The 19,673-nt window shown below is 70.6% G+C and carries 18 protein-coding genes and 1 pseudogene; 4 read left to right on the top strand and 15 right to left on the bottom strand.

Translation table 11 applies throughout. The features are described from left to right. Nucleotides 1-421, top strand: a pseudogene (locus IT40_RS29240) (hypothetical protein); the annotation flags it as partial. A 2-nt stretch (nucleotides 422-423) separates the two neighbouring features. Here the strand turns inward: IT40_RS29240 and trxA are convergent. Genes trxA through dapB form a run of 6 tightly spaced genes read right to left on the bottom strand, consistent with a single transcriptional unit; the run spans nucleotide 424 to nucleotide 10,016 of the window. Further along, a complete protein-coding gene (gene trxA / locus IT40_RS09615; protein WP_011749068.1) occupies nucleotides 424-747 on the bottom strand; it encodes a thioredoxin in 324 nt (107 codons plus the stop codon). A 52-nt stretch (nucleotides 748-799) separates the two neighbouring features. Next, nucleotides 800-4,174 carry a double-strand break repair helicase AddA gene (addA, locus tag IT40_RS09610; protein WP_036753785.1) on the bottom strand — a complete coding sequence of 1,125 codons (3,375 nt, stop codon included), beginning with the start codon at nucleotides 4,172-4,174 and terminating at the stop codon, nucleotides 800-802. Continuing rightward, on the bottom strand, nucleotides 4,164-7,106 hold the full coding sequence (gene addB, locus IT40_RS09605; RefSeq protein ID WP_036753782.1) for a double-strand break repair protein AddB: 2,943 nt from the start codon (nucleotides 7,104-7,106) through the stop codon (nucleotides 4,164-4,166). The genes addA and addB overlap by 11 nt, the downstream gene beginning before the upstream one ends. Further along, nucleotides 7,099-7,770, bottom strand: coding sequence for a nucleotidyltransferase family protein (locus tag IT40_RS09600; RefSeq protein ID WP_084197007.1), 672 nt, complete (start codon nucleotides 7,768-7,770; stop codon nucleotides 7,099-7,101). Before IT40_RS09600 ends, addB begins: the two co-directional genes overlap by 8 nt. Further along, a complete protein-coding gene (gene tsaE, locus IT40_RS09595; protein ID WP_036753779.1) occupies nucleotides 7,767-9,185 on the bottom strand; it encodes a tRNA (adenosine(37)-N6)-threonylcarbamoyltransferase complex ATPase subunit type 1 TsaE in 1,419 nt (472 codons plus the stop codon). Before tsaE ends, IT40_RS09600 begins: the two co-directional genes overlap by 4 nt. Nucleotides 9,186-9,209: 24 nt before the next feature. Next, a complete protein-coding gene (dapB, locus tag IT40_RS09590) occupies nucleotides 9,210-10,016 on the bottom strand; it encodes a 4-hydroxy-tetrahydrodipicolinate reductase (protein ID WP_036753776.1) in 807 nt (268 codons plus the stop codon). 69 nt (nucleotides 10,017-10,085) lie between these two features. Between dapB and rbfA the strand changes: the two genes are divergently transcribed. Genes rbfA through truB form a run of 3 tightly spaced genes read left to right on the top strand, consistent with a single transcriptional unit; the run spans nucleotide 10,086 to nucleotide 12,145 of the window. Beyond that, nucleotides 10,086-10,502: a 30S ribosome-binding factor RbfA gene (gene rbfA / locus IT40_RS09585; RefSeq protein WP_024842789.1), complete on the top strand. Its 417-nt coding sequence runs from the start codon at nucleotides 10,086-10,088 to the stop codon at nucleotides 10,500-10,502. Then, complete coding sequence (locus IT40_RS09580; RefSeq protein ID WP_036753773.1) at nucleotides 10,492-11,247, top strand: phosphodiester glycosidase family protein; 756 nt, start codon at nucleotides 10,492-10,494, stop codon at nucleotides 11,245-11,247. The genes rbfA and IT40_RS09580 overlap by 11 nt, the downstream gene beginning before the upstream one ends. Nucleotide 11,248: 1 nt before the next feature. Beyond that, complete coding sequence (gene truB, locus IT40_RS09575; protein ID WP_036753770.1) at nucleotides 11,249-12,145, top strand: tRNA pseudouridine(55) synthase TruB; 897 nt, start codon at nucleotides 11,249-11,251, stop codon at nucleotides 12,143-12,145. Here truB and IT40_RS09570 read toward each other — a convergent pair. From IT40_RS09570 to IT40_RS09525, 9 genes are all read right to left on the bottom strand, one after another. Further along, a complete protein-coding gene (locus IT40_RS09570) occupies nucleotides 12,142-12,978 on the bottom strand; it encodes an isocitrate lyase/PEP mutase family protein (RefSeq protein ID WP_036753767.1) in 837 nt (278 codons plus the stop codon). The two genes, truB and IT40_RS09570, sit on opposite strands and share 4 nt — an antisense overlap. Before the next feature lie 110 nt (nucleotides 12,979-13,088). After that, nucleotides 13,089-14,027, bottom strand: a complete 939-nt coding sequence (locus IT40_RS09565; protein WP_036753766.1) for an MBL fold metallo-hydrolase — start codon at nucleotides 14,025-14,027, stop codon at nucleotides 13,089-13,091. Between the two features lie 71 nt (nucleotides 14,028-14,098). After that, nucleotides 14,099-14,746, bottom strand: coding sequence for an RluA family pseudouridine synthase (locus tag IT40_RS09560; RefSeq protein WP_036753763.1), 648 nt, complete (start codon nucleotides 14,744-14,746; stop codon nucleotides 14,099-14,101). Next, complete coding sequence (locus tag IT40_RS09555; protein ID WP_036753760.1) at nucleotides 14,743-15,369, bottom strand: LysE family translocator; 627 nt, start codon at nucleotides 15,367-15,369, stop codon at nucleotides 14,743-14,745. Before IT40_RS09555 ends, IT40_RS09560 begins: the two co-directional genes overlap by 4 nt. 49 nt (nucleotides 15,370-15,418) lie before the next feature. Further along, a complete protein-coding gene (locus tag IT40_RS09550) occupies nucleotides 15,419-15,814 on the bottom strand; it encodes a GFA family protein (protein ID WP_036753757.1) in 396 nt (131 codons plus the stop codon). After that, entirely contained in the window at nucleotides 15,741-16,259 is a 519-nt protein-coding gene (locus tag IT40_RS09545; RefSeq protein ID WP_052095846.1) for a GAF domain-containing protein, read from the bottom strand. The genes IT40_RS09550 and IT40_RS09545 overlap by 74 nt, the downstream gene beginning before the upstream one ends. 386 nt (nucleotides 16,260-16,645) lie before the next feature. Then, nucleotides 16,646-17,467, bottom strand: coding sequence for an NAD-dependent epimerase/dehydratase family protein (locus IT40_RS09535; RefSeq protein WP_036753751.1), 822 nt, complete (start codon nucleotides 17,465-17,467; stop codon nucleotides 16,646-16,648). After that, nucleotides 17,464-18,318 (bottom strand): glycosyltransferase, encoded by an 855-nt coding sequence (locus tag IT40_RS09530; protein ID WP_052095845.1) that lies wholly within the window; start codon nucleotides 18,316-18,318, stop codon nucleotides 17,464-17,466. The genes IT40_RS09535 and IT40_RS09530 overlap by 4 nt, the downstream gene beginning before the upstream one ends. Further along, nucleotides 18,315-19,532: an NAD-dependent epimerase/dehydratase family protein gene (locus tag IT40_RS09525; RefSeq protein ID WP_036753747.1), complete on the bottom strand. Its 1,218-nt coding sequence runs from the start codon at nucleotides 19,530-19,532 to the stop codon at nucleotides 18,315-18,317. Before IT40_RS09525 ends, IT40_RS09530 begins: the two co-directional genes overlap by 4 nt. Nucleotides 19,533-19,673 lie beyond the last annotated feature (141 nt).

Raw genomic sequence — 19,673 nt, 5'->3', positions numbered from 1 at the left:
CCCCACCACCGCCACGCTGCACCCAAGGGAAGGCTACGACGATGCCGACCGCGCGGCGCTGGCCGGGCTGGCGGCACGCCATCCGAACCTGACCATCGGCGGCGACAGCATGCGGCTCTTGCGCGACTGCGCCTTTGTGGCGACGCAGAACAGCGCGGTGGCCTTCGACGGCTACCTGCTGGGCAAGCCGGCGGTGCTGTTCGCCCAGATCGACTTCCACCACATCGCGCTGAACGTCGCCCAGCTGGGCGCGACCGAGGCGCTGGCGCAGGCCGAAACCCATGCGCCGGATTTCGACCGCTACCTGTTGTGGTTTCTTCAGGAAAAAGCCATCAACGCCACGCGGCCCGAGGCAGGCGCGCGGATCCTGGCGGCGATGCGCCGGGGCGGCTGGCCGATCGGGACCGCCCCCGGCACCTGAAATCAGATGGATTCGTCGATCCAGGCCTTCAGCGCGGCCTTGGGCGCGGCGCCGATCTTGTTCGACACGACCTGGCCGTCCTTGAACAGGAACAGCGCCGGGATGCCGCGCACGCCAAGCGCGGCGGGGCTTTCGGGGTTCTCGTCCACGTTGACCTTGACGATCTTGACCCGGCCCTCGTATTCGGCGGCCAGCTCTTCCAGCGAGGGGCCGATCTGGCGGCAAGGCCCGCACCATTCGGCCCAGAAATCGACCACGACCGGGGTCGGGGACTGACGGACTTCGCTGTCGAATTCGGCGTCGGAAACGGCTTGGGTGTTGGCCATCGGGCTCTCCTGCAATGTGCCGGCAGGGCCGGCAGGGCGTATCCGTCAACAGCTAGGCACCGGGGCGGTTGGGGTCAAGGCCCGCCATCACCCGATCCAGCAAGTCGTCGGGCAGCGCCATCAGGCTGCGCGCAGCCGTCCAAAGCACCGCAACCTCGACCCGCGCCTGCGGCCAGATCGACCGCAAAGCCGCGCGATAGGCGGCCATCTGTCGCAGGATGCCCAGCGGCACCGCCTGCGGCGTCCCCGGCACCTCGCGGTTCGACTTGTAGTCCACCGCCAGGATGCGGCCGGGCTCGACCACCAGCCGGTCCACCGCACCGGTCAGGATGCCGATGCCCGGCACCGGCGCGGCCAGCGCTACCTCGGCCATCACCTCGGCCGCGTCGGAAAGCGCAAAGACCTGCGCCAGGTCCGGCGCCTCGATCACCGCGCGCGCCTCGGCCAGCAGCGCCGCCAGTTCCTCGGGGGCCGGCAGGCCGCCCTCGGCATCGGCCAGCACGTCGCGGGCCAGATCGGGCCATTCGGCGGGATCGCGGCCCGGCAGATGCTCCAGCAGCAGATGCAGCCGCGTGCCGAACAGCATCGCCGCCGCGGCATCGCCTTCGCCGGGCGCGCCGATCACCTTGGCGCCGCCCAGAGCCGTCGCGGCGACGGGGCGCAGCTTTTCGGGCGCGGGGGGCGGGGGCGCGCGCAGCCAGTCCGGCTCGGCCAGCACCGGCCTTTCGGCCGGCACCGCATCCGGCGCGTCCTCGGGCCAGTCGCCAAAGGACAGCCGGCGGATCTCGCCCCCCCAGGGCGCGGGCAGGCGCGCCTGGGCCAGGTCGGAGCGGCCCAGCCCGGCCTCGACCATGGCGTGCCAGCTGTCCTCGCCCTGGCCGGTCTCGCCCGCCGCGGCAACGATCAGCCAGCTTTCGGCGCGGGTCAGGCCGACATAGAGCAGCCGCTTGCGTTCCTGCAATTGCCGCTCGGTCTGGGCGGCGGCCAGTTCCTCGACCGGATCGGGCCGCTCGCCCTTGCGGCCGCGCCACAGCGCCAGCCCGTCCGGGCCGGGCAGCACCGGCGCCTCGCGCGGGGGCTTGCGCTTGGCGGCGTCGGGCATGATGACGATGGGGCTTTCCAGCCCTTTCGAGCCATGCACGGTCATCACCCGGATCAGCCCCTCGCCATCCCCGGCCGAGCCGGGCTGGCGGCGGACCTCGACATCGTCGCCGGTCAGCCAGACCAGGAAGCCGGTCAGCGAGGGCGTCTCCGAGCTTTCATAGCTCAGCGCCTGCGACAGCAGCTCGTCGATGCCGTCCTGCGCCTCGGGGCCCAGCCGGGCGATCAGCCGCTCGCGCCCGCCGTGGCGGATCAGCAGGCGCTGGACCAGGTCATAGGGACGCATGAAGCCGGTCTGGCCCATCAGGTCGGCCAGCACATCCACCACATGGCGATGCGTCGATTCCCGCAGCCGCCGCCACAGGTATTCGCCGCGCCTGCGCCCGGCGGCGAGGCGATAAAGCTGCTCCTCGGTCAGCCCGAACAGCGGCGAGCGCAGGCAGGCCGCCAGCGACAGGTCGTCCTCGGGCGTGGCCAGCACCGACAAGAGGGCGCGAATGTCCTGCACCGCCATTTCCCCGGCCAGCTTCAGCCGGTCGGCGCCGGCGACGGGCAGGTTCGCCGATTTCAGCGCCGCGATGATCTCGGCAAACAGTTCCGAGCGGCGCTGGACCAGGATCAGCACGTCGCCGGCGCGGATGCGGCGCCGCTGGCCGGTCTTGGCGTCCAGGATCGGCTGGCCCAGCATCTCGCCCACGGCGCGGGCGATGGCGCGGGCCAGCTGCACGGTTTCCGAATTCTCGGCCGGCTGGTCCACCGGGTCGGTCCAGTCGCCGGGCTCGGGCTTGTCGGGCTTGGGGATCGCCGGCCACAGGTCCACCCGGCCCGGCATCCCGGTGCGAAAGGCGCGGTGCTGCGGCGGATCGCCCAGGCCGCGCGCCGCATCGCCGGCAAAGACCTGGTCGACCAGCGACAGGATCGCGGTCGAGCTGCGGAAGGAATGCCGCAGCTCCAGAACCTGCATCGGGTTCTGCACCGCCTGGAAGGCTTGCGCAAAGCCGGTGCGGCGGGCCTCGAACACCGCGATGTCGGCACCCTGGAAGCTGTAGATCGACTGCTTGGGGTCGCCCACCACGAACAGGCTGCGGCTGCCGGGCCGCGCGCCCTGGCCGGCGGTGAACTCGTCCGTCAGCCGCTCGATCACCTGCCATTGCGCCGGGCTGGTGTCCTGCGCCTCGTCGACCAGGATATGGTCGATGCCGCCGTCCAGCCGGAACAGCACCCATTGCGCCATGCTGTTTTCCGACAGAAGCCGCGCGGTGCGGTCGATCAGGTCGTCGAAATCCAGGTGGCCATGCGCCGCCTTCTGCGCCCGGTAGCGGGTCAGGAAGCCATGGCCGAAACGGTGCAGCGCCAAGGTCCGCTCGGCATGGGCCAAGGCGATGCGGCGGGGGCGGGCGGATTCGACCCGTTCCATCAGGATCGCCAGGTCGTCGAGCAGGTCGGCGCAGGGGCCGCTGCGCAGCGCCTTGGTCGGGAAGCTGTCGTATTTCGCGGTAAAGGGCTCCTTGGCGCCGGCGCCGGTCAGCAGCACGGATTCGAGGATCGCCAGTTCCGCCAGGCCCGGCTGCGTCCAGTTGCCGGGGCCAAGCTTCGCCGCCGCCTTCTGGTCGGTGGTGCTGCCCTTCAGCAGATGCGGGACCAGCGCGGCGACGACCGTGGCGCCATCGGCGAAGCATTCCGCCAGGAGCGCCCGCATGTCCTCGCCCGGCGCCAGCCCGCAGGCCGCCCAGAGCGCGTCCCGGTCCGCGGGGGCATCGAACCCCCGCAGACCGGCGAGGAAGGCGTCGAGCTTTTCGCCCGAATGCAAGGCCAGCAGGTCTTCCAGCTCGGACGCATGGTCTCGGGCCATTTCCTCGATGATCTCGGCGCGGATCAGCGCGGCGCTGCGGTCGTCAAGCTCGGTGAAGCCGTGCGGCACCCCGGCCTCGATCGGAAAGCGGCGCAGGACGCCCGCGCAGAAGCTGTGGATGGTCTGGACCTTGAGGCCGCCCGGCGTCTCGATGGCGCGGGCGAACAGCCGGCGCGCGGCGGGCAGGTCGGGGGCGCCCGCCTCGCCCAGCCGCGCAAGTTCCGCGCGCAGCGCCGGTTCGGGCAGCATGGCCCATTGGCCCAGCCGCGCCAGCAGGCGGTTCTGCATCTCGGTCGCCGCGGCCTTGGTATAGGTCAGGCACAGGATGCGCTCGGGCGCGGTCCCGGCCAAGAGCAGCCGCGCCACCCGGTCGGTCAGCACCCGCGTCTTGCCCGAGCCGGCGTTGGCCGTCAGCCAGGTCGAGCGATGCGGGTCCGCCGCCCGCACCTGCGCCAGCGTCGCCTCATCCATCATCGGCGAACCTCTGCGGCTGGGGGATTTCGGTCGTGTCCCATTCGCCATGCCGCGACAGGTGGTCGTAGTCGCTGGCATGGTCGGACCGCTCCATCGCCAGCCGCGCGGTAAAGCCGCGCTCGCCGCCCAGATAGCGGCGGATCAGGGTGACGAAGCCGGCCCAGGTTTCCTCGGCGAAGCCGGGGCTGAACTCGCGCGGCTCGGTCTTTCCCTCGCCGCCCAGCTGGATATAGCTGATGCCCTCGACCTCGGCCGGTCCCAGCGCCTTGAAGGCGCCGTGCCGGACCATGGCGGCCTCGAGCGGCAATTGCTTGTCGAAATGCGCGATCTGCTTGTCCGAAGGCGGCTTGCCGGACTTGTAGTCATAGACATGCACCCGGCCATCCTGCAGCAGGTCCAGCCGGTCGGGCCGGGCGATCAGGCGGAAATCCAGGCCGGGGACGCCCTGTTCGCCATATTCCTCGACCAGGATCGGCCGGCCGCGCGCCAGCCTTGCGGCCTCGTCCGCCATCAGCCGGTCGGCGATGCCGGCGATGCGCGCGCGCCAGAACAGCCGGGCCGAGGGCCAGGGCACCTCGGCCTCCAGCACCGCATCAGTGATGGAAAGCAGCCGCGCCGCCATGACCTGCGGCGCCTCGGGCAGGTCGGGCAGGCCGCGCAGGAAACGGTCCATGATGTGATGCAGCACGTTGCCGCGTTCGGCCGCGTCGGGTTCGGGGCGCAAGGGGTCCAGCGCGCGCAGGCCCAGCACGCGGCGGGCATAGACAGCATAGGGGTCGCGGATCAGCGTCCTGACCTCGGTCACGGACAGTTCGCGCAGCGCCGGCGGCGGCGGGATGGGCGAGGGGCGATGCGCCGGCGCCAGCCGCATCCGCGGCCGGGCCTGCAACTCGGCCAGATCCAGCCAATGGCGGCCGCGATCCCGCATCGCCGCCAGCGCCTGCGGCCCCTGCTGATCGGGCAGCCCGCCCAGCAGATTCACCAGCCGGTTCAGCCAGCGCGAGGGGATGGTCTCGGCCTCGGCATCGCGGCGGGCGCGGGTCAGCACCACCCGGCCCGCGCCAACGGCCTGCTGGAAGTCATGCGCGGCCAGGCCCACCTGGCGTTCGGGCAGGGTCAGTCCGGCGGCCAGCCGCATCGGCCGCGACAGCCACGGATCGGGCGGCAGGGCCTGCGGCCAGCCGCCCTCGTTCAGCCCCGACAGGATCACCAAGCCGGCGGCCTCATCCACCGCCTCGGTGCGGGCCTCGCGCGGGCCGCGAAAGCGGACCAGCGGATGGGCGGCCACGTCCTGCCGCACCGCCTGTCCCTGCAATTCGTCGTAAAGCAGGTCGCAGAACTCGCCCTGCCGCAGGTCGTGGCCCAGATGCGCATGGGCGGCCAGGTGGTCCAGCACCGACCGCGCCAGCCCGCCCGAGGCCTTGGCCCAAAGCTCGGAGGCATCGGCGCTGCCGCCGGGACCGGCGGCCAGATCCTCGGCCAAGGCGCGCAGATCGCGCAGCCGATCTGCCAGGGGCCGCGGCGCCCGATCCTGCGCCAGCGGCACGATGCGGTCCAGCAACTCGGCCAGCCATAGCGCCCAGGGCTTGCTGGAGCCGTCGCCCCGGTCCGCCCAGGCCCGCAGCGCCGCGCCGTCGGGAAAGGCGGGGCCGTTGCGGCGCAGGTGCAGTTCCAGGTCGCGGGCATGGCGGTTGTGGTCGCGCCGGTAGTCGGGGCCAAGGCCCGTCGCCGTCACCGGGTGCTTGAGCAGCACCAGCAGCGCGTCCAGCATCATCTCGGCCCCGAAAAGGTCGGCGACATGGCGCAAAAACAGGCCGGGCGCGGTCAGCGGCAAGGGCTGGCCGGCGGAATCGTCGGGGATGATGCCCCAGCGGTCCAGCGCCGATTGCACGCGGCGCGTCAGCATCCGGTCGGCGGCGATCAGCGTCACCGGCTGGCCGCGCTCGACCGCCTCGCGGATGATCAGCGCCACGGCCTCGGCCTCTTGCCCCGGCTGCTCGGCCTCGATCAGGGTCAGGCGTTCGGTCGCGGGGACCAGCGGACCAAGGCGCGGGCCTTCCTCGATCCATTGGTCGGTGACGGGCGCCGGGCGCAGCGCCAGCGAGATCAGCCGGTTGCGCGCCGGGTCGGGGGCGGTGCCGGGCAACCATTCGCCGGGCGGCCCGAACTCGGCCAGCAGCGGCGCATAGCGCGCCTGCGGGTGATCCTCGGACAGCGCGTCGAGCCCGTCCCAGACCGCCTGCGGCAGGTCGGCATCGAAGCCCGGCAGCACCACCGCGCCCATCGGCAGCCGGGCGACGGCGCGCATGAAATCCCGCGTCGCGCCATGCGAGCCGGTCGAGCCGGCGACGACCACCGGGCCCTGCGGCAGATCCTCGCCCCGCGCCCAGGCTGCGGCCAGCGCCTGGGCCGCGGCGCGCTGGCGGGCCTCGCGGTCCTGCGGCGGGTCGGACAGGTAATAGCCGGCGGCGATCTTGAGGAAGGCCAGCGCGCGGCCCCAATGCTGGGCATGTTCGCTGGCGTCGATGCGGTCCAGCGCCTGCGCGTCCAGCCCCTCAAGCTGCATCTCGGCCATCAGCGCCGCCAGCGAGGCGGCCAGTTCCGGCACCGATTGCCCCTGCGCCAGGTCGGGGTCGGCCCGCAGCGCGGCATCGATCAGGCGGCCCAGCTCCAGCCGGCGCGCCAGCGGCGCCGTGGCCGCACCGCCGCCCAGGTCGGCGATCAGCCGCAGCCGGGGCAAAAGCAGCGGCCCGCGCCGGATGAAGGCCTGGCGCAGCGCCGTCAGCGACTGGCCGGAGTTGGCATAGACCGTGACCCGCGCCATGTCCTGCGGCGGACGGTCCGCCATGCGCCGGACCAGCCCCTCGGCCAGGCCGCCGGCAAAATCGGCGCCGCAGGGCAGGGCGAAGACGCCGTTCTGCCAGTCAGGCATCGAGCAGGCTCTCGGCCAGCGGGATGCAATCGGGCCGGCCCACGTCGCACCATGCGCCGGGATGGACCAGGCCGTAAGCGCGGCCCTCGGCGATCATCAGATCCCAGAGCCGGTTGAGCGAGAACACCTGCTCGGGGATCTCGGCCAGCCGCTCGGGGCGGATGATCTGCACGCCGCCATAGACCAGGTCGCCCTTGCGGATCAGCCGGCCGGCAGAGCCAAGGCTGAAATCGCCGCCGCCCTGCCGGCCATGCGTCCGCGCCAGCGGCACCAGCATCAGAAGCGCGTCCATGTCCTCGCGCCAGCCGTCCAGCAGGGCGCGGACCGGGTTCGGGCCGGTCCAGACCACATCCGGGTTCATCGTGATCACAGGGCCGGGGCCAAGCAGCGGCAGCGCCTTGCGCAAGCCGCCCCCGGTCTCCAGCAGCAGGTCGGCTTCGTCCGAGACGGCGATGTCCTGCCCGGCGACGTGATCGCGGATCTGCTGGCCCAGGTGGTGGATGTTCACCGCCACCGGCCCGACGCCCGCCTGCCGCCCCAAGGCCAGCGCGCGATCCAGCAGCGTCTGGCCACCGACCGCGATCAGCGGCTTCGGCACCCTGTCGGTCAGCGGTGCCATGCGGGTGCCCTTGCCCGCGGCAAAGATCATCAGCGGCAAGGTCATCCGGCGATGCCCTCGATCACCTCGGGGGTCGGGGCCGGGATGCCCTCCAGCGCCTCGGCCAGCGGCGCCAGGGCCGGATGGGCCAGGTCGCGCTGGATCGCCGCCCAGACGCGCGGCATCATCGCCAGGTAGCGCCGCTTGCCTTCGCGCTGCGCCAGCCGGGTGAAAATGCCCATGATGCGCAGGTTGCGCTGCGCGCCCAGAAGCGCATAGGCGGCGCGAAACCGTGCCTCGTCCACCCCGGTCGCGGCGATGTAGCGGGCGATCTGCGCCGCCTCGATCCCGGGGGCGACGTCCCGGCGGGCGTCCTGCAGGGCCGAGACCAGGTCATAGGCCGGATGCACCGCCACCGCGTCCTGGAAATCCAACAGGCCCAGCGGCGCATCGGCCCGCCAGACCACGTTCTCGGCATGGAAATCGCGCAGGCCCAGCACCGGCGGCATGTCGGCGGCCAGCTTGGCATGCAGGTGCTCGATCACCGCGGCGACCTCGGCCCCCTTGCCGGGCGCGCCGGCGGCGGGGGGGTAGTATTCGGCGAAAAGCCCGACCTGATGCGCCAGTTCCGGCCCGTCGAGGCGCGGCACGAAATCCGGCGGCTCGTGGCCATGCAGCTGCACCAGCAGGTCGGTCATGCGGTCATAGATGCGGGGCGCAAGCTCGGGCCGCTGCTCCAGCACGCGGGCGACCAGGTCGTCGCCCAGATCCTCGATCAGCAGCAGGCCCTGCGCCTGGTCGGTGGCCAGGATCTCGGGCGCGTGCAGGTCCAGCGCCCGCAGCCATTGCGTCATCGCAACATAGGGCGCGGTCACGCCGGGCGAGGCATCCATCAGGACCGCGCTGCGCCCGCCGTCCTCGACCAGCCGGAAATAGCGCCGCGACGAAGCATCGCCCGCCAGCGGCCGGAGCCGCGCCCCGGACCAGCCGGCGCGGTGGATCAGCCGGGCGATGGCGGGCAGGCGGGTCATCAGGCCCCAATGCGGCTCGGAGCCCGCCAGGGTGATGCGGCGCAGGTCGGGCGCATCCGCCAGGGGCTCCAGCCCCACGGTCAGCGCGCCCTCCAGCGGGCTGCCATGCTCGGGCCATTCGACCAGCACGATGGCCTCGCGCATGGCCTCGTCGAGGCCAAGCTCGGCCAGTTCCTCGGGATGGGTCAGGCGGTAGAGGTCGGCATGCCAGATCTCGGTCCCCATCGGGTCGGCATAGGTCTGGACCAGGGTAAAGGTGGGGCTGGGCACCTCTTCGGCCGCCTCGCCCTGGCGGGCGCGGATGAAGGCGCGGGCGAAATGGGTCTTGCCGGCGCCGACCGGCCCCTGCAACGCCACCACGTCGCCCGGTTTCAGGACAGCCGCCATCACCCGCGCCAGGCAGGCGGTCAGGTCGGCATCGGCATCGTCAAGCGTCGCAAGCAGGGTCATGGCGTGAACCTAGACGCTGGAGCCTCAAAGACCAAGCACATCCGCCATGTCGTATTCGCCCGGCCCCTTGTCCTGGCCCCAAAGCGCCGCACGCAGCGCGCCGCGGGCAAAGATGGCGCGGTCGGTGGCGACATGGCGCAGCACCACCCGCTCGCCCGTCGTGGCGAAGATCACGTCATGCTCGCCCACGATGTCGCCGCCGCGGATGGCGGAAAAGCCGATGGAGCCGGGCACGCGGGCGCCGGTGATGCCTTCGCGCGCGGGGGTGCGCAGTTCGTCCAGGCTGTGGCCGCGCCCGGCGGCGGCGGCCTCGCCCAGCATCAGGGCGGTGCCCGAGGGCGCATCGACCTTGCGGTTGTGATGCGCCTCGACCACCTCGACGTCCCAGTCCTCGCCGAGGGCGGCGGCGACCTTGCGGGTCAGGCCGACCAGCAGGTTCACGCCCAGGCTCATGTTGCCGGCGCGGATGATCGGCGCGTGACGGGCGGCGGCACGCAGCTTGTCCAGGTCCGCGGGCTCGAATCCCGTGGTGCCGATCACATGCACGGCGCGGGCCTGCGCGGTGAGCTCGGCGAAGGCCACCGTCGCCGCCGGGGCGGTGAAGTCGATCACCGCCTGCGCCTTGGCGATGGCCTCGACCGCGTCGTCGGTGACGGTGATTCCCAGCGCCGCGCCGCCCATCGCCTCGCCCAGGTCGCGGCCGACCCAGGGGTTGCCCTCGCGCTCAATGGCACCGACAAGGCGGGCCTGATCCGACCCCAGAATGGTGCGCACCAGCATCTGCCCCATGCGGCCCGACGCGCCCGTGATGACGATTCCCGGTTTTTCCATGCTCGATCCCCCGTTTGCGGCATGTCTATCCCGTTGCGGCGCGGGCCGCGACCCCCTACATCTGCGCGCATGGCACAGAACCGCTTTCATTCCGGCACCGGCCCCTCGCAGCGCCAGCTTCGCGTGGGCGAACTGATCCGCCGCACGCTTTCCGACGTCCTCCTGCGGGGGGATGTCCACGATCCCGACCTGAACCGGCATTCGATCACGGTCGGAGAGGTGCGGACCTCGCCCGACCTCAAGGTCGCGACGGCCTATGTGCTGCCCCTGGGCGGGCAGGGCGCCGAAGAGGCGCTGGCCGCGCTGCGCCGCAACGCGGGCGAGCTGCGCCACCTGGTCGCCAAGGCGATGACGCTGAAATACGCGCCGCAGCTGCGCTTTGTCCTCGACGAGACCTTCGACCGCATGGACGACACCCGCCGGCTCTTGTCCGAGGACCGGGTGCGCCGCGACGTCGAATCGCACCCGGAAGACGATGAAGATTGACCTCAAGCGCCGGCTGGGCCTGGCCCTTGGTGCGCTGATCGCCATGACCCTGCCCGCCATGGCCGGGATCTGCGAAAAGCGCGACTTCGACGGGCAGGGCTATGTGATCTGCACGCTGACGGCCGGGCAGGAGCCGGGGCTGCGGCTGTGGCTGAACGGCCCGGACGGCCGGGTCTTGGGCGATTTCACCGCCGTCCGCCGCACGCTGGCCGAGGGCGAGGTGCTGGGCTTTGCCATGAATGCCGGCATGTATCACCCGGATTTCACCCCGGTCGGGCTTTACGTCAGCGACGGCGTCAGCCAACACGATCTGGTGACGGCCGGCGGCGGCGGCAATTTCGGCATGCTGCCGAACGGCGTCTTCTGCACCGGCGGCGCGCGGCCCTATCAGGTGATCGAAAGCCGGGCCTTTGCCAGGGCCGCCCCGGAATGCCGCATCGCCACGCAATCGGGGCCGATGCTGGTCATCGACGGCGCGCTGCATCCGCGTTTCCTGGTGGACAGCGACAGCCGCTATGTCAGGAACGGCGTCGGCGTCTCGCCGGACGGGCAGACGGCGTGGTTCGCCATCTCGGACCGGGCGGTGACGTTCCACGAATTCGGCCGGCTGTTCCGCGACGGGCTGGGGGCGCAGGATGCGCTGTATTTCGACGGCTCGATTTCGCGGCTATACGCCCCGAGCCTGGGCCGCGCCGATTTCGGGCGGCGGCTGGGGCCGATCATCGGATATGTAGGACAGAACTAGAATGGCGCGAAAAAAGGGACGCGAGATCCACGGTTGGCTGATCGTGGACAAGCCGGCGGGCATCGGCTCGACCGATGTGGTCAGCAAGGTCCGCTGGGCGCTGGACGCGAAGAAGGCCGGCCATGCCGGGACGCTGGACCCGGACGCGACCGGCGTGCTGGCCGTGGCGCTGGGAGAGGCGACCAAGACCGTGCCGATCCTGGCCGAGGCGCTGAAGGCCTATGACTTCACCGTGGCCTGGGGCGCCGAAACCACGAGTGACGACGCCTCGGGCCAGGTGGTCAAAACCAGCGACGCGCGCCCGGACGAGGCGGCGATCCGCGCCGCGCTGCCGGACTTCACCGGCGAGATCATGCAGGTTCCCCCCGCCGTCTCGGCCGTGCGCGTCGATGGCGCGCGGGCCTATGACCTGGCGCGCGAGGGCGAGGTGGTCGAGCTTGCCGCCCGGCCGCTCTGGGTGGAATCGCTGGAGCTGCTGGGCGCGACCCGCGACAACGCCGCGCTGCGCATGGTCTGCGGCAAGGGCGGCTATGTGCGCAGCATCGCCCGCGACCTGGGCCGCAAGCTGGGCTGCCTGGGCCATGTCGCGCAGCTGCGCCGCATCTGGTCGGGGCCGTTCGAGGCCGATGACGGCATCGCCTTCGACCGCATCGACCGCGCCAACCAGGCCGAGATCGAGGCGACGCTGCTGCCCCTGCAAGCCGCGCTGGCCGACCTGCCCGAGATGCAGGCGACCGAGATCGGCGCCACCCGCATCCTGAACGGCAATCCCGGCCAGGTGCTGGGCCATGCCGAATTCGGCGAGGAAGTCTGGGTCAGCCGCAACGGCCGCGCGCTCTGCATCGGCCGCTACATGGGCGGCGAGGTGCAGCCCTCGCGCGTGTTCAACCTGGGCTAGATCCCCCCGTCGCCCGGCGCCATGATCCGGGCGACCGTCGCGCCGGGCAGGGCCTCGGCGGCATAGGTGAAGGTGCCGGCGGATCGGACCTCCTGGGCGGCACGCATCAGCGCACCCAGCGCCGCCCGCGCGAAAGAGCCGCCGACGCTGATCCGCCGCACCCCGGCCTGCGCCAGCTCGGCCACCGACCAGGTCGGGCCCTTCAACCCCATGACCACGTTGACGGGCTTGTCCACGGCGGCGCAGACCGTGCGGATCGCCTGCAGGTCCGGCAGCCCCGGCGCATAAAGCACATCCGCCCCAGCGGCGGAAAAGGCTTGCAGTCGCCGGATCGTGTCGCCCAGGTCGGGGCGGTCCCAAAGGAAGTTCTCGGCCCGCGCCGTCAGCAGGAAGGGCAGGCCCCGCGCCGCCTCTGCCGCGGCCTGGACGCGCTCGACCGCCAGGGACAGGTCGTGGATCGGATTGGCGGCATCGCCCGTCGCATCCTCGATCGAGCCGCCGACCAGCCCGACTTCGCAAGCCAGCCGGATGGTTTCGGCGCAGGTCTCGGGCGCGGCGCCGAAACCGTCCTGAAGATCGGCCGAGACCGGCAGCTTGGTCGCGCGCACGATCTCGGCGGCGTTGTCCAGGATCTCGTCGCGCCCGAGACCGGCGATGGAATCCAGCTTGCCCCTGGAAAAGGCATAGCCGGCGCTGGTCGTGGCCAGCGCCTGGAACCCCAGGCTCGCCAGCAGCCGCGCCGAGCCGGCATCCCAGGGGTTGGGCATGACGAAGGCGCCATCCCCCTGGTGCAGCGCCTTCAGCGCCTCGAACCTGGCCTGTTGATCCGGCATCGCGCCTCTCCTGCAAGAACTCCACGCATGAGCCTAGCAGGATGGAACAAATTGTGAACGATTTTCTCGGCCCCTGTCGCGCCACGGAGCCTGCCGTGGCGCGAAGGCCGTCAGCCGGCGAATTGATAGGTCGCGGGCACGAAGCGATAGGAACCCTCGCCGTTCGGGGCGATGAAACCCAGCGCCGGGAAGGGCATGTGATAGCCGATGAAGGGGATCCTCTCTTCGGCCAGCCGGGCCAGCACCGCCTGGCGCGTGGCCGCGCCCTGGTCCTTGTCCACGTCGAAGCGCACATGCCAGGCCGGGCGCTGCACCGAATAGACATAGTGGTTGAAGCTGTCGCCGGTGATCAGCAGCCGCTGCCCGTCGCTTTCCAGCAGATAGGTGGTATGGCCGGGGGTGTGGCCATGCGCCTGCTCGGCCTTGATGCCGGGCAGGATTTCCTCGGTCCCCTCGATCTGCTGCGCCTTGTCGAGCAGCGGCACCACCTTGGCGGTATAGGCCTCGCTGGGATTGGCCGCCCAATAGTCGTTCTCGGGGCGGGGCAGGATCAGCTGGGCGTTGGGAAAGGCCGGGCTGTCGCCATCCATCAGCCCGCTGACATGGTCGCCATGCATATGGGTCAGCACGACATGGGTCACGTCCTCGGGCTTGACGCCGGCCTGCGCCAGCGAGGCGGCGTTGTTGGCGGGAACCATGCCCGCGTCGAACAGCACCAGCGCATCGGCGGTGCGCACCAGCGTCATGGTATAGGAGCCGCCGCTGCGGTCGGCGGGAATGAAATTCTCGGCACTGAGGCTTTCGAACTCGGCCGGCTCGGCATTCAGGCCGAAGGTCTCGATCGGATTGTCGCTCATGCCGCCGCCGCCCAGCAGCGTCGTCACCTGGAAGCCGCCCAGCTGGATGGTGTGGGCCCGGCCCGGAAAGGCCGGCGCCTCGCCCGCAGGCTGGGCGGGGGCGGTCTGGGCATGGGCCGGCAGCACCAGCGCCATGGGCAGGGCGCCGCCCAGCATCATGGCACCGCGGCGGGTCATATCGGTCCTGAACATCTCTCCCTCCTCGTTGGTTCTTTTGCAAGCTTACGCGAGGGCGGCGGGTTCGGGCATGAAACCTGCGTGAACTAGAACGGGGCGGGCGCGGTAAAGCCTTGCATCACCCCGGTTTCGGGATGCTTGAAGCGCAGGCTTTCGGCATGCAGCATCAGCCGCGGGAAATCCGCCGCCGCGCCGGTCGCATAAAGCGGATCGCCCAGGATCGGATGGCCCAGCGCGGCCATATGCACGCGCAGCTGGTGGCTGCGGCCGGTGACGGGCATCAGCCGCACCCGCGTCTCGGCATCGCTGGCCTTGACCACCCGCCATTCGGTCTGCGCCGGCCGGCCCTGTTCGTGATCGACCTTTTGCCGCGGGCGATTCGGCCAGTCGACGATCAGCGGCAGGTCCACCGTGCCGGTCTTCGGCTCCAGCCGGCCCCAGAGCCGCGCGACATAGGTCTTTTTCGTCCGCCGGTCCTCGAATTGCTTGGACAGGTGGCGCTGCGCATGCGGCGTCAGGGCAAAGACCATGACGCCCGAGGTGTCCATGTCCAGCCGATGCACCAGCAACACGGTCGGGAAGGCGGCGCGCAGCCGCTCGATCAGGCAATCGGCGCGATCCTCGCCCCGACCCGGGACCGAAAGCAGGCCCGCCGGCTTCTCGACCACCAGGATCTCGTGATCGGCATGGATCACGCGCGGCTGTTCGTCGGTGGGCTGGTAGAGGAAGCTCATTTCCAGACCAGCCGCAGGGCAAGGCCCGCGAACATCACCGCGGCGATGCGGTTCACGATGCCCAGCCGCTTGCCGATCACATGGCCGGCCAAGCCGCCGACCACGCCGTAACCTATCGTCACCAGCGTGCCCGACAGGGTGAACATCAGCCCCAGTCCCAGGATCTGCTGCCAGACCGGGCCGTATTCCGGCTTGGTGAATTGCGGCAGGAAGGCCAGCAGGAACAGCACCGGCTTGGGATTGAGCAGGTTCGACAGCGCGCCGCGGCGGATGATGTTCCAGGGCCGGCTGGCGGCACGGGCGCGGGGATCGACCTCGCCCGCGTTCCAGCTTTTCCAGGCCAGGAACAGCAGATAGGCCGCGCCGACATATTTGATCGCGACCAGCGCGCCGGGATGGGCGGCGACCAGCGCGCCAAGGCCCACGGTCGCCATCACCACATGGCAGATCACGCCCAGCCCGACGCCGAAACCGGCCAGCGCGCCCGCACGCGGCCCGTTCTGGATGCCGCAGGCGCTGGCGAAGAACACGTCCTGCCCAGGCGCCAGGTTCAGCACCAATGCCCCGGCCATGAAGGCCAGCAGCTGTTGCAGCGGAAAGTTCGCCAAGGTGTCCCAGATCATCGCGCGCCCCCTTTTCCTGCCGCCTAGGCCGGGCGGCGCGGCGCGTCAACTATTCGCGCGGGTCTTGCGGCAGCCCGTCGGCGATGTCGTAATAGTCGCCCTTGTCGGCGACGAAGATATGGCCCAGCAGCCGCAGCCCGGTCGGGCTGTCGATGGCGCCCGCCGCCACGTCGATGATGTCCGAGCCGTCGCGCTGCCAGAACAGCGAGCTGCCGCAGTCCGGGCAAAAGCCGCGCCGGGCGAAGTCCGAGGCGCGATACCATCTGGGCTCGCCCTCGATCTCCAGCGAGCTGGGCAGGATCGCCGCCCAGTAATGCCCCGACCAGCGCCGGCACTGGCTGCAATGGCAGGCCTTCAGGTCGTTCGTGGCGTCATGGGTGCCGCGGAACCGGATCGCGCCGCAAAGGCAATGGCCGGTAAACGCGGTCACGTCCGAATGTGTCATCCAGGATCTCCTGCAAGCGGTCGGCATCGTCCTGCGTGAAAGCGTCCGGGCGGTCGCTGTCGATGTCAAGCACGCCGATCAGCCGCTCGCCCTTGCCCACCTCGCCCTTGCCCACCACCGGGATCACCAGTTCCGAACGGGTCGAGCTGGCGCAGGCGATATGGCCGGGAAACGCCTCGACATCGGGCACCAGCTGGACCTGCCGCGTCCGCGCCGCGGCACCGCAGACCCCGCGCGAGAACGGGATCACCAGGCAGCCGTGGCCGCCCTGGTAGGGGCCGATCTTCAGCATCTCCGGCGCGGTGACGCGATAGAAGCCGGTCCAGTCGAAGCGCGCGTCCGAGTGGTGGATTTCGCAGGCCAGCGTCGCCATCAGCGCGACCTCGTCGGTCTCGCCATGGGTCAGGGCGCGGATGCGGGCGGCAAGGTCGTCGTAATCGGGCATGGCGCCAGACTAGCCCGGCGCGGCGGTCCTGTCACGGGGCTGCCTTCTCAGCCGGGCACCCGCCTATAGCTGCGGGGCGCACGCACCAGCGGCACCCCGGCGGGGTATCGCCGGCCACCCCCCGCCAGCAGGTCAGAAAGATGCCACAGCCGATCACCTGCGCCAGAACCGCCCAAGGACAGCGGGACGAAGCCGACGGCTCGCAGGGGCATGTCGCCAGGCATGACCAGGACCGAGCGGGCAAGGAAGCAACCGGCCATCATCGCAAAGGACAGGCAGAACGGGATGGAAAGGATCGCATGGGGCAGACCAACCAGAACAGGCCGCGGATTGGCGCAAAGGCGCATCTTGCCGCAACCGGCGGGAATCGGGTCTGGGAAATTCTGCTATGGTTGCAGGTCGTCCAGGATCGCCGGCAGATCCCGGCGCAGCAGCGCCATGCCGCCCGGCTGCCAGCCCAGCACCTGCAACCGCGCGCAAAGCGGACGGCGCAGCGCGGCGGCATCGGCGCGCGCGGGCAGGGGCGTGGCGCAGCCGGTCAGGCGGGCGACCTCGGCCAGCAGGTCGCGGCGGTCCAGCACCAGGTCGCTGGCATTGTAGCTGCCGGCCATGGCGGGATCCTCCAGCACCAGCAGCACGGCGCGGGCCAGGTCGGCGCCATGCAGTTCGGTCGCGACGCGCGGCGGCGGCGTGGTGCCGCGCAGGAAATCCCCGATCAGCCCGGCCCATTTCTGCGGTGCGCCCGGACCATAGACCCCGGTCGGGCGCAGGCTGGCGGTCGCGAAATCCGCGCCGGCCATGGCGGCCAGCGCGGCCTCGGCCTCGGCCTTGACCTGGCCGTAGAGGCTGGTCGGGGCCGGTGAAAGCGCGTCGGGCAGCGCCATGCCCTGGGGGTGGCCGTCATGCACGGCGCGCGAGGACAGGAAGACCACCCGCCCGACGCCCTGGTCCCGCGCCGCCCGGAACAGCATCAGCGAGCCGTCCAGGTTGGCGCGGACGAAGCCCTGCGGATCTTCGCCCTCGCCGCCGCGATAGCGGCCGGGGGCGTGCTGGAAGGCGGCATGGACCAGCGCGTCGCAGCCGCCCAGCTCGGCCGGATCGCCCAGGCGCCAGCCGGGCAGGGTGGCGACCTCATGTCCCGCCTGCTCCGCGGCGCGGTGGATCCAGCGCCCGACAAGGCCCGAGGCGCCGGTCAGCGCGATCCTCATGCCGCACCGGATGCGCGGCCGGGCGGGGGCGGCAGGTCGCGCGGATCGGGCACCGGCCCGTCGCCGGCATGGGCGCGCCACAGATCGACCAGCGGGCGCAGGGCCTCGGCCTTGGCGTGGTCCTGCCAGGGCTTTTCATATTGGTAATGCAGCACGCGGATGTCCTGCCAGCGCCACAGCTGCGGCAGGTTCAGCCAGACATATTGCAGCATGTTGTCAAAGACCGGCAGCCCGTGCCAGTCCGGGAAATAGCTTTCCAGAAAGGTCTGGTCGGTGCGGCGCCAGAACCGGCCGGGCTGGTCCAGCCGGGCCAGCATGGCGCGGAAGGTCTGTGCCGAGGGCCGGGCGGTGAAGACGCCCGAGTTCAGGCGGTGGAAATCGGCCAGGCTTTCATAGACATTCGGCGCGGCGGAAAATTCCGGGTAGTCGAACAGCCGGTCGATATTCTGCAGCACGATGGCATCGGCGTCGATGAACACCACGCGGTCGTAATCCAGCTGCCACAGCCGCAGCTTGGCGAAATTGTCCAAGGGCGTGTGGAAGGGCGGCTTTTCGCCCTTGGTGAAGGGCGCGGCGCCGTGCAGCCGGTCGCGGGCGTGCAGGGCGTTGAACCCCTCGGAGGTGGGCAGCAGGTCCACCCGCACCGGGCGCACGTCCAGCGCCCGCAGCGCCTCGACCGCATCCTGCGGCAGGTCGGTGTAAAGCAGGACCAGGTCGGCGGTGGTCCCGGTCCGGCGCAGCGACCGGAACAGCGCCGCCGCCCCGGTCGCATAGTCGGGATTGGTCGCCAGCGTGACAAAGGCGCGGCCGGACCGCGCCTTGCCCTGGGGGTGAATGCCTTCGGGGATCACGATACCGAACGCAGCCTCTTGCCTTCGGGATCATGCTCGACCCGCTGGGCGATGTCGCGGGTCCAGGCCGAGACGGCGGGCACGCGCGAGCGGTCGATGCGATGGGCATATCTGCGCGCCACGTCGACCACCTCGGAAAGCAGCCCCTCGGCCAGGGTGATGGGCTTGAGGCCCAGCGCCAGGAACTGGTCGTTCTTGACCACCAGCTCGTTCTCGTCGGCCTCCTTGCGGGGGTTGGGCAGATAGGCGACCTCGGCCCCGGTCATGCGGGCGACCAGCTCGGCCAGGTCGCGGACGCGATGCGTCTCGGTCATCTGGTTGAAGATGCGCACCCGCTCGCCGGCCGGCGGGGCGTCCCGCAGCGCCAGCTCGATGCAGCGCACCGAATCCTGGATGTGGATGAAGGCGCGGGTCTGGCCGCCGGTGCCATGCACGGTCAGCGGATGGCCGATGGCGGCCTGGATCAGGAAGCGGTTCAGCACCGTGCCATAGTCGCCGTCATAGTCGAAGCGGTTGATCAACTGCTCGTGCCGGCGGGTCTGGTCGGTATGGGTGCCCCAGACGATGCCCTGGTGCAGGTCGGTGATGCGCAGCCCGTCGTTCTGGGCATAGAACTGGAACAGGATCTGATCGAGGCTCTTGGTCATGTGATAGACCGAGCCGGGCCGGGTCGGATACAGGATCTGCTGCGCGCGCGGGCCGGCGGGCGTCTCGATGGAGACGTCCAGATAGCCTTCCGGGATCGGGGCGCCGATGGTGGAATAGCCATAGACCCCCATGGTGCCCAGATGCACCAGATGCGCGTCGATGCCGGTTTCCACCAGCGCCGCCAGCAGGTTGTGCGTGGCGTTGATGTTGTTGTTGACCGTATAGACCTTGTGGCGGTCGGTCTTCATCGAATAGGGCGCGGCGCGCTGTTCGGCGAAATGGATCACCGCGTCGGGGCGATGCTCGGCCAGCCAGGCTTTCAGCCGCTCGTATTCCGTGGCCAGGTTCAGCAGGTGGAAATGGATCCGCCGCCCCGTCTCCTGGTGCCAGATCCGGCAGCGTTCCTGGATCGAATCCATCGGCGTCAGCGACTGCACGCCCAGCTCGGTGTCGATCCAGCGCCGCGACAGGTTGTCCAGGATGTGAATGTCATGGCCCAGATTGGACAGGTGCAGGGCGGTCGGCCAGCCGACGAACCCGTCGCCGCCAAGAACTGCGATGCGCATGAGCTACTCCTTGATGTTGCCCCGCAGAAATGCGCGGTCAATGTGACAAAACGATGACGCTTTGGCGATGGTTCCTGAACAGAAGGCGGGGCGCCCTGCAATTTCTTGCCGAAATCATTGCATGACGGGACGGCGAACACT

It is taken from the genome of Paracoccus versutus (assembly GCF_000763885.1).
Taxonomy (GTDB): Bacteria; Pseudomonadota; Alphaproteobacteria; order Rhodobacterales; family Rhodobacteraceae; genus Paracoccus; species Paracoccus versutus.
This window is presented reverse-complemented; position numbering and strand designations above follow the sequence as displayed.

What these genes read in the sequence shown, in the direction of transcription:
- trxA (WP_011749068.1), bottom strand. Translation starts at nt 747, where the DNA reads ATGGCCAACACCCAAGCCGTTTCCGACGCCGAATTCGACAGCGAAGTC.
- addA (WP_036753785.1), bottom strand. Translation starts at nt 4,174, where the DNA reads ATGATGGATGAGGCGACGCTGGCGCAGGTGCGGGCGGCGGACCCGCAT.
- addB (WP_036753782.1), bottom strand. Translation starts at nt 7,106, where the DNA reads ATGCCTGACTGGCAGAACGGCGTCTTCGCCCTGCCCTGCGGCGCCGAT.
- IT40_RS09600 (WP_084197007.1), bottom strand. Translation starts at nt 7,770, where the DNA reads ATGACCTTGCCGCTGATGATCTTTGCCGCGGGCAAGGGCACCCGCATG.
- tsaE (WP_036753779.1), bottom strand. Translation starts at nt 9,185, where the DNA reads ATGACCCTGCTTGCGACGCTTGACGATGCCGATGCCGACCTGACCGCC.
- dapB (WP_036753776.1), bottom strand. Translation starts at nt 10,016, where the DNA reads ATGGAAAAACCGGGAATCGTCATCACGGGCGCGTCGGGCCGCATGGGG.
- rbfA (WP_024842789.1), top strand. Translation starts at nt 10,086, where the DNA reads ATGGCACAGAACCGCTTTCATTCCGGCACCGGCCCCTCGCAGCGCCAG.
- IT40_RS09580 (WP_036753773.1), top strand. Translation starts at nt 10,492, where the DNA reads ATGAAGATTGACCTCAAGCGCCGGCTGGGCCTGGCCCTTGGTGCGCTG.
- truB (WP_036753770.1), top strand. Translation starts at nt 11,249, where the DNA reads ATGGCGCGAAAAAAGGGACGCGAGATCCACGGTTGGCTGATCGTGGAC.
- IT40_RS09570 (WP_036753767.1), bottom strand. Translation starts at nt 12,978, where the DNA reads ATGCCGGATCAACAGGCCAGGTTCGAGGCGCTGAAGGCGCTGCACCAG.
- IT40_RS09565 (WP_036753766.1), bottom strand. Translation starts at nt 14,027, where the DNA reads ATGTTCAGGACCGATATGACCCGCCGCGGTGCCATGATGCTGGGCGGC.
- IT40_RS09560 (WP_036753763.1), bottom strand. Translation starts at nt 14,746, where the DNA reads ATGAGCTTCCTCTACCAGCCCACCGACGAACAGCCGCGCGTGATCCAT.
- IT40_RS09555 (WP_036753760.1), bottom strand. Translation starts at nt 15,369, where the DNA reads ATGATCTGGGACACCTTGGCGAACTTTCCGCTGCAACAGCTGCTGGCC.
- IT40_RS09550 (WP_036753757.1), bottom strand. Translation starts at nt 15,814, where the DNA reads ATGACACATTCGGACGTGACCGCGTTTACCGGCCATTGCCTTTGCGGC.
- IT40_RS09545 (WP_052095846.1), bottom strand. Translation starts at nt 16,259, where the DNA reads ATGCCCGATTACGACGACCTTGCCGCCCGCATCCGCGCCCTGACCCAT.
- IT40_RS09535 (WP_036753751.1), bottom strand. Translation starts at nt 17,467, where the DNA reads ATGAGGATCGCGCTGACCGGCGCCTCGGGCCTTGTCGGGCGCTGGATC.
- IT40_RS09525 (WP_036753747.1), bottom strand. Translation starts at nt 19,532, where the DNA reads ATGCGCATCGCAGTTCTTGGCGGCGACGGGTTCGTCGGCTGGCCGACC.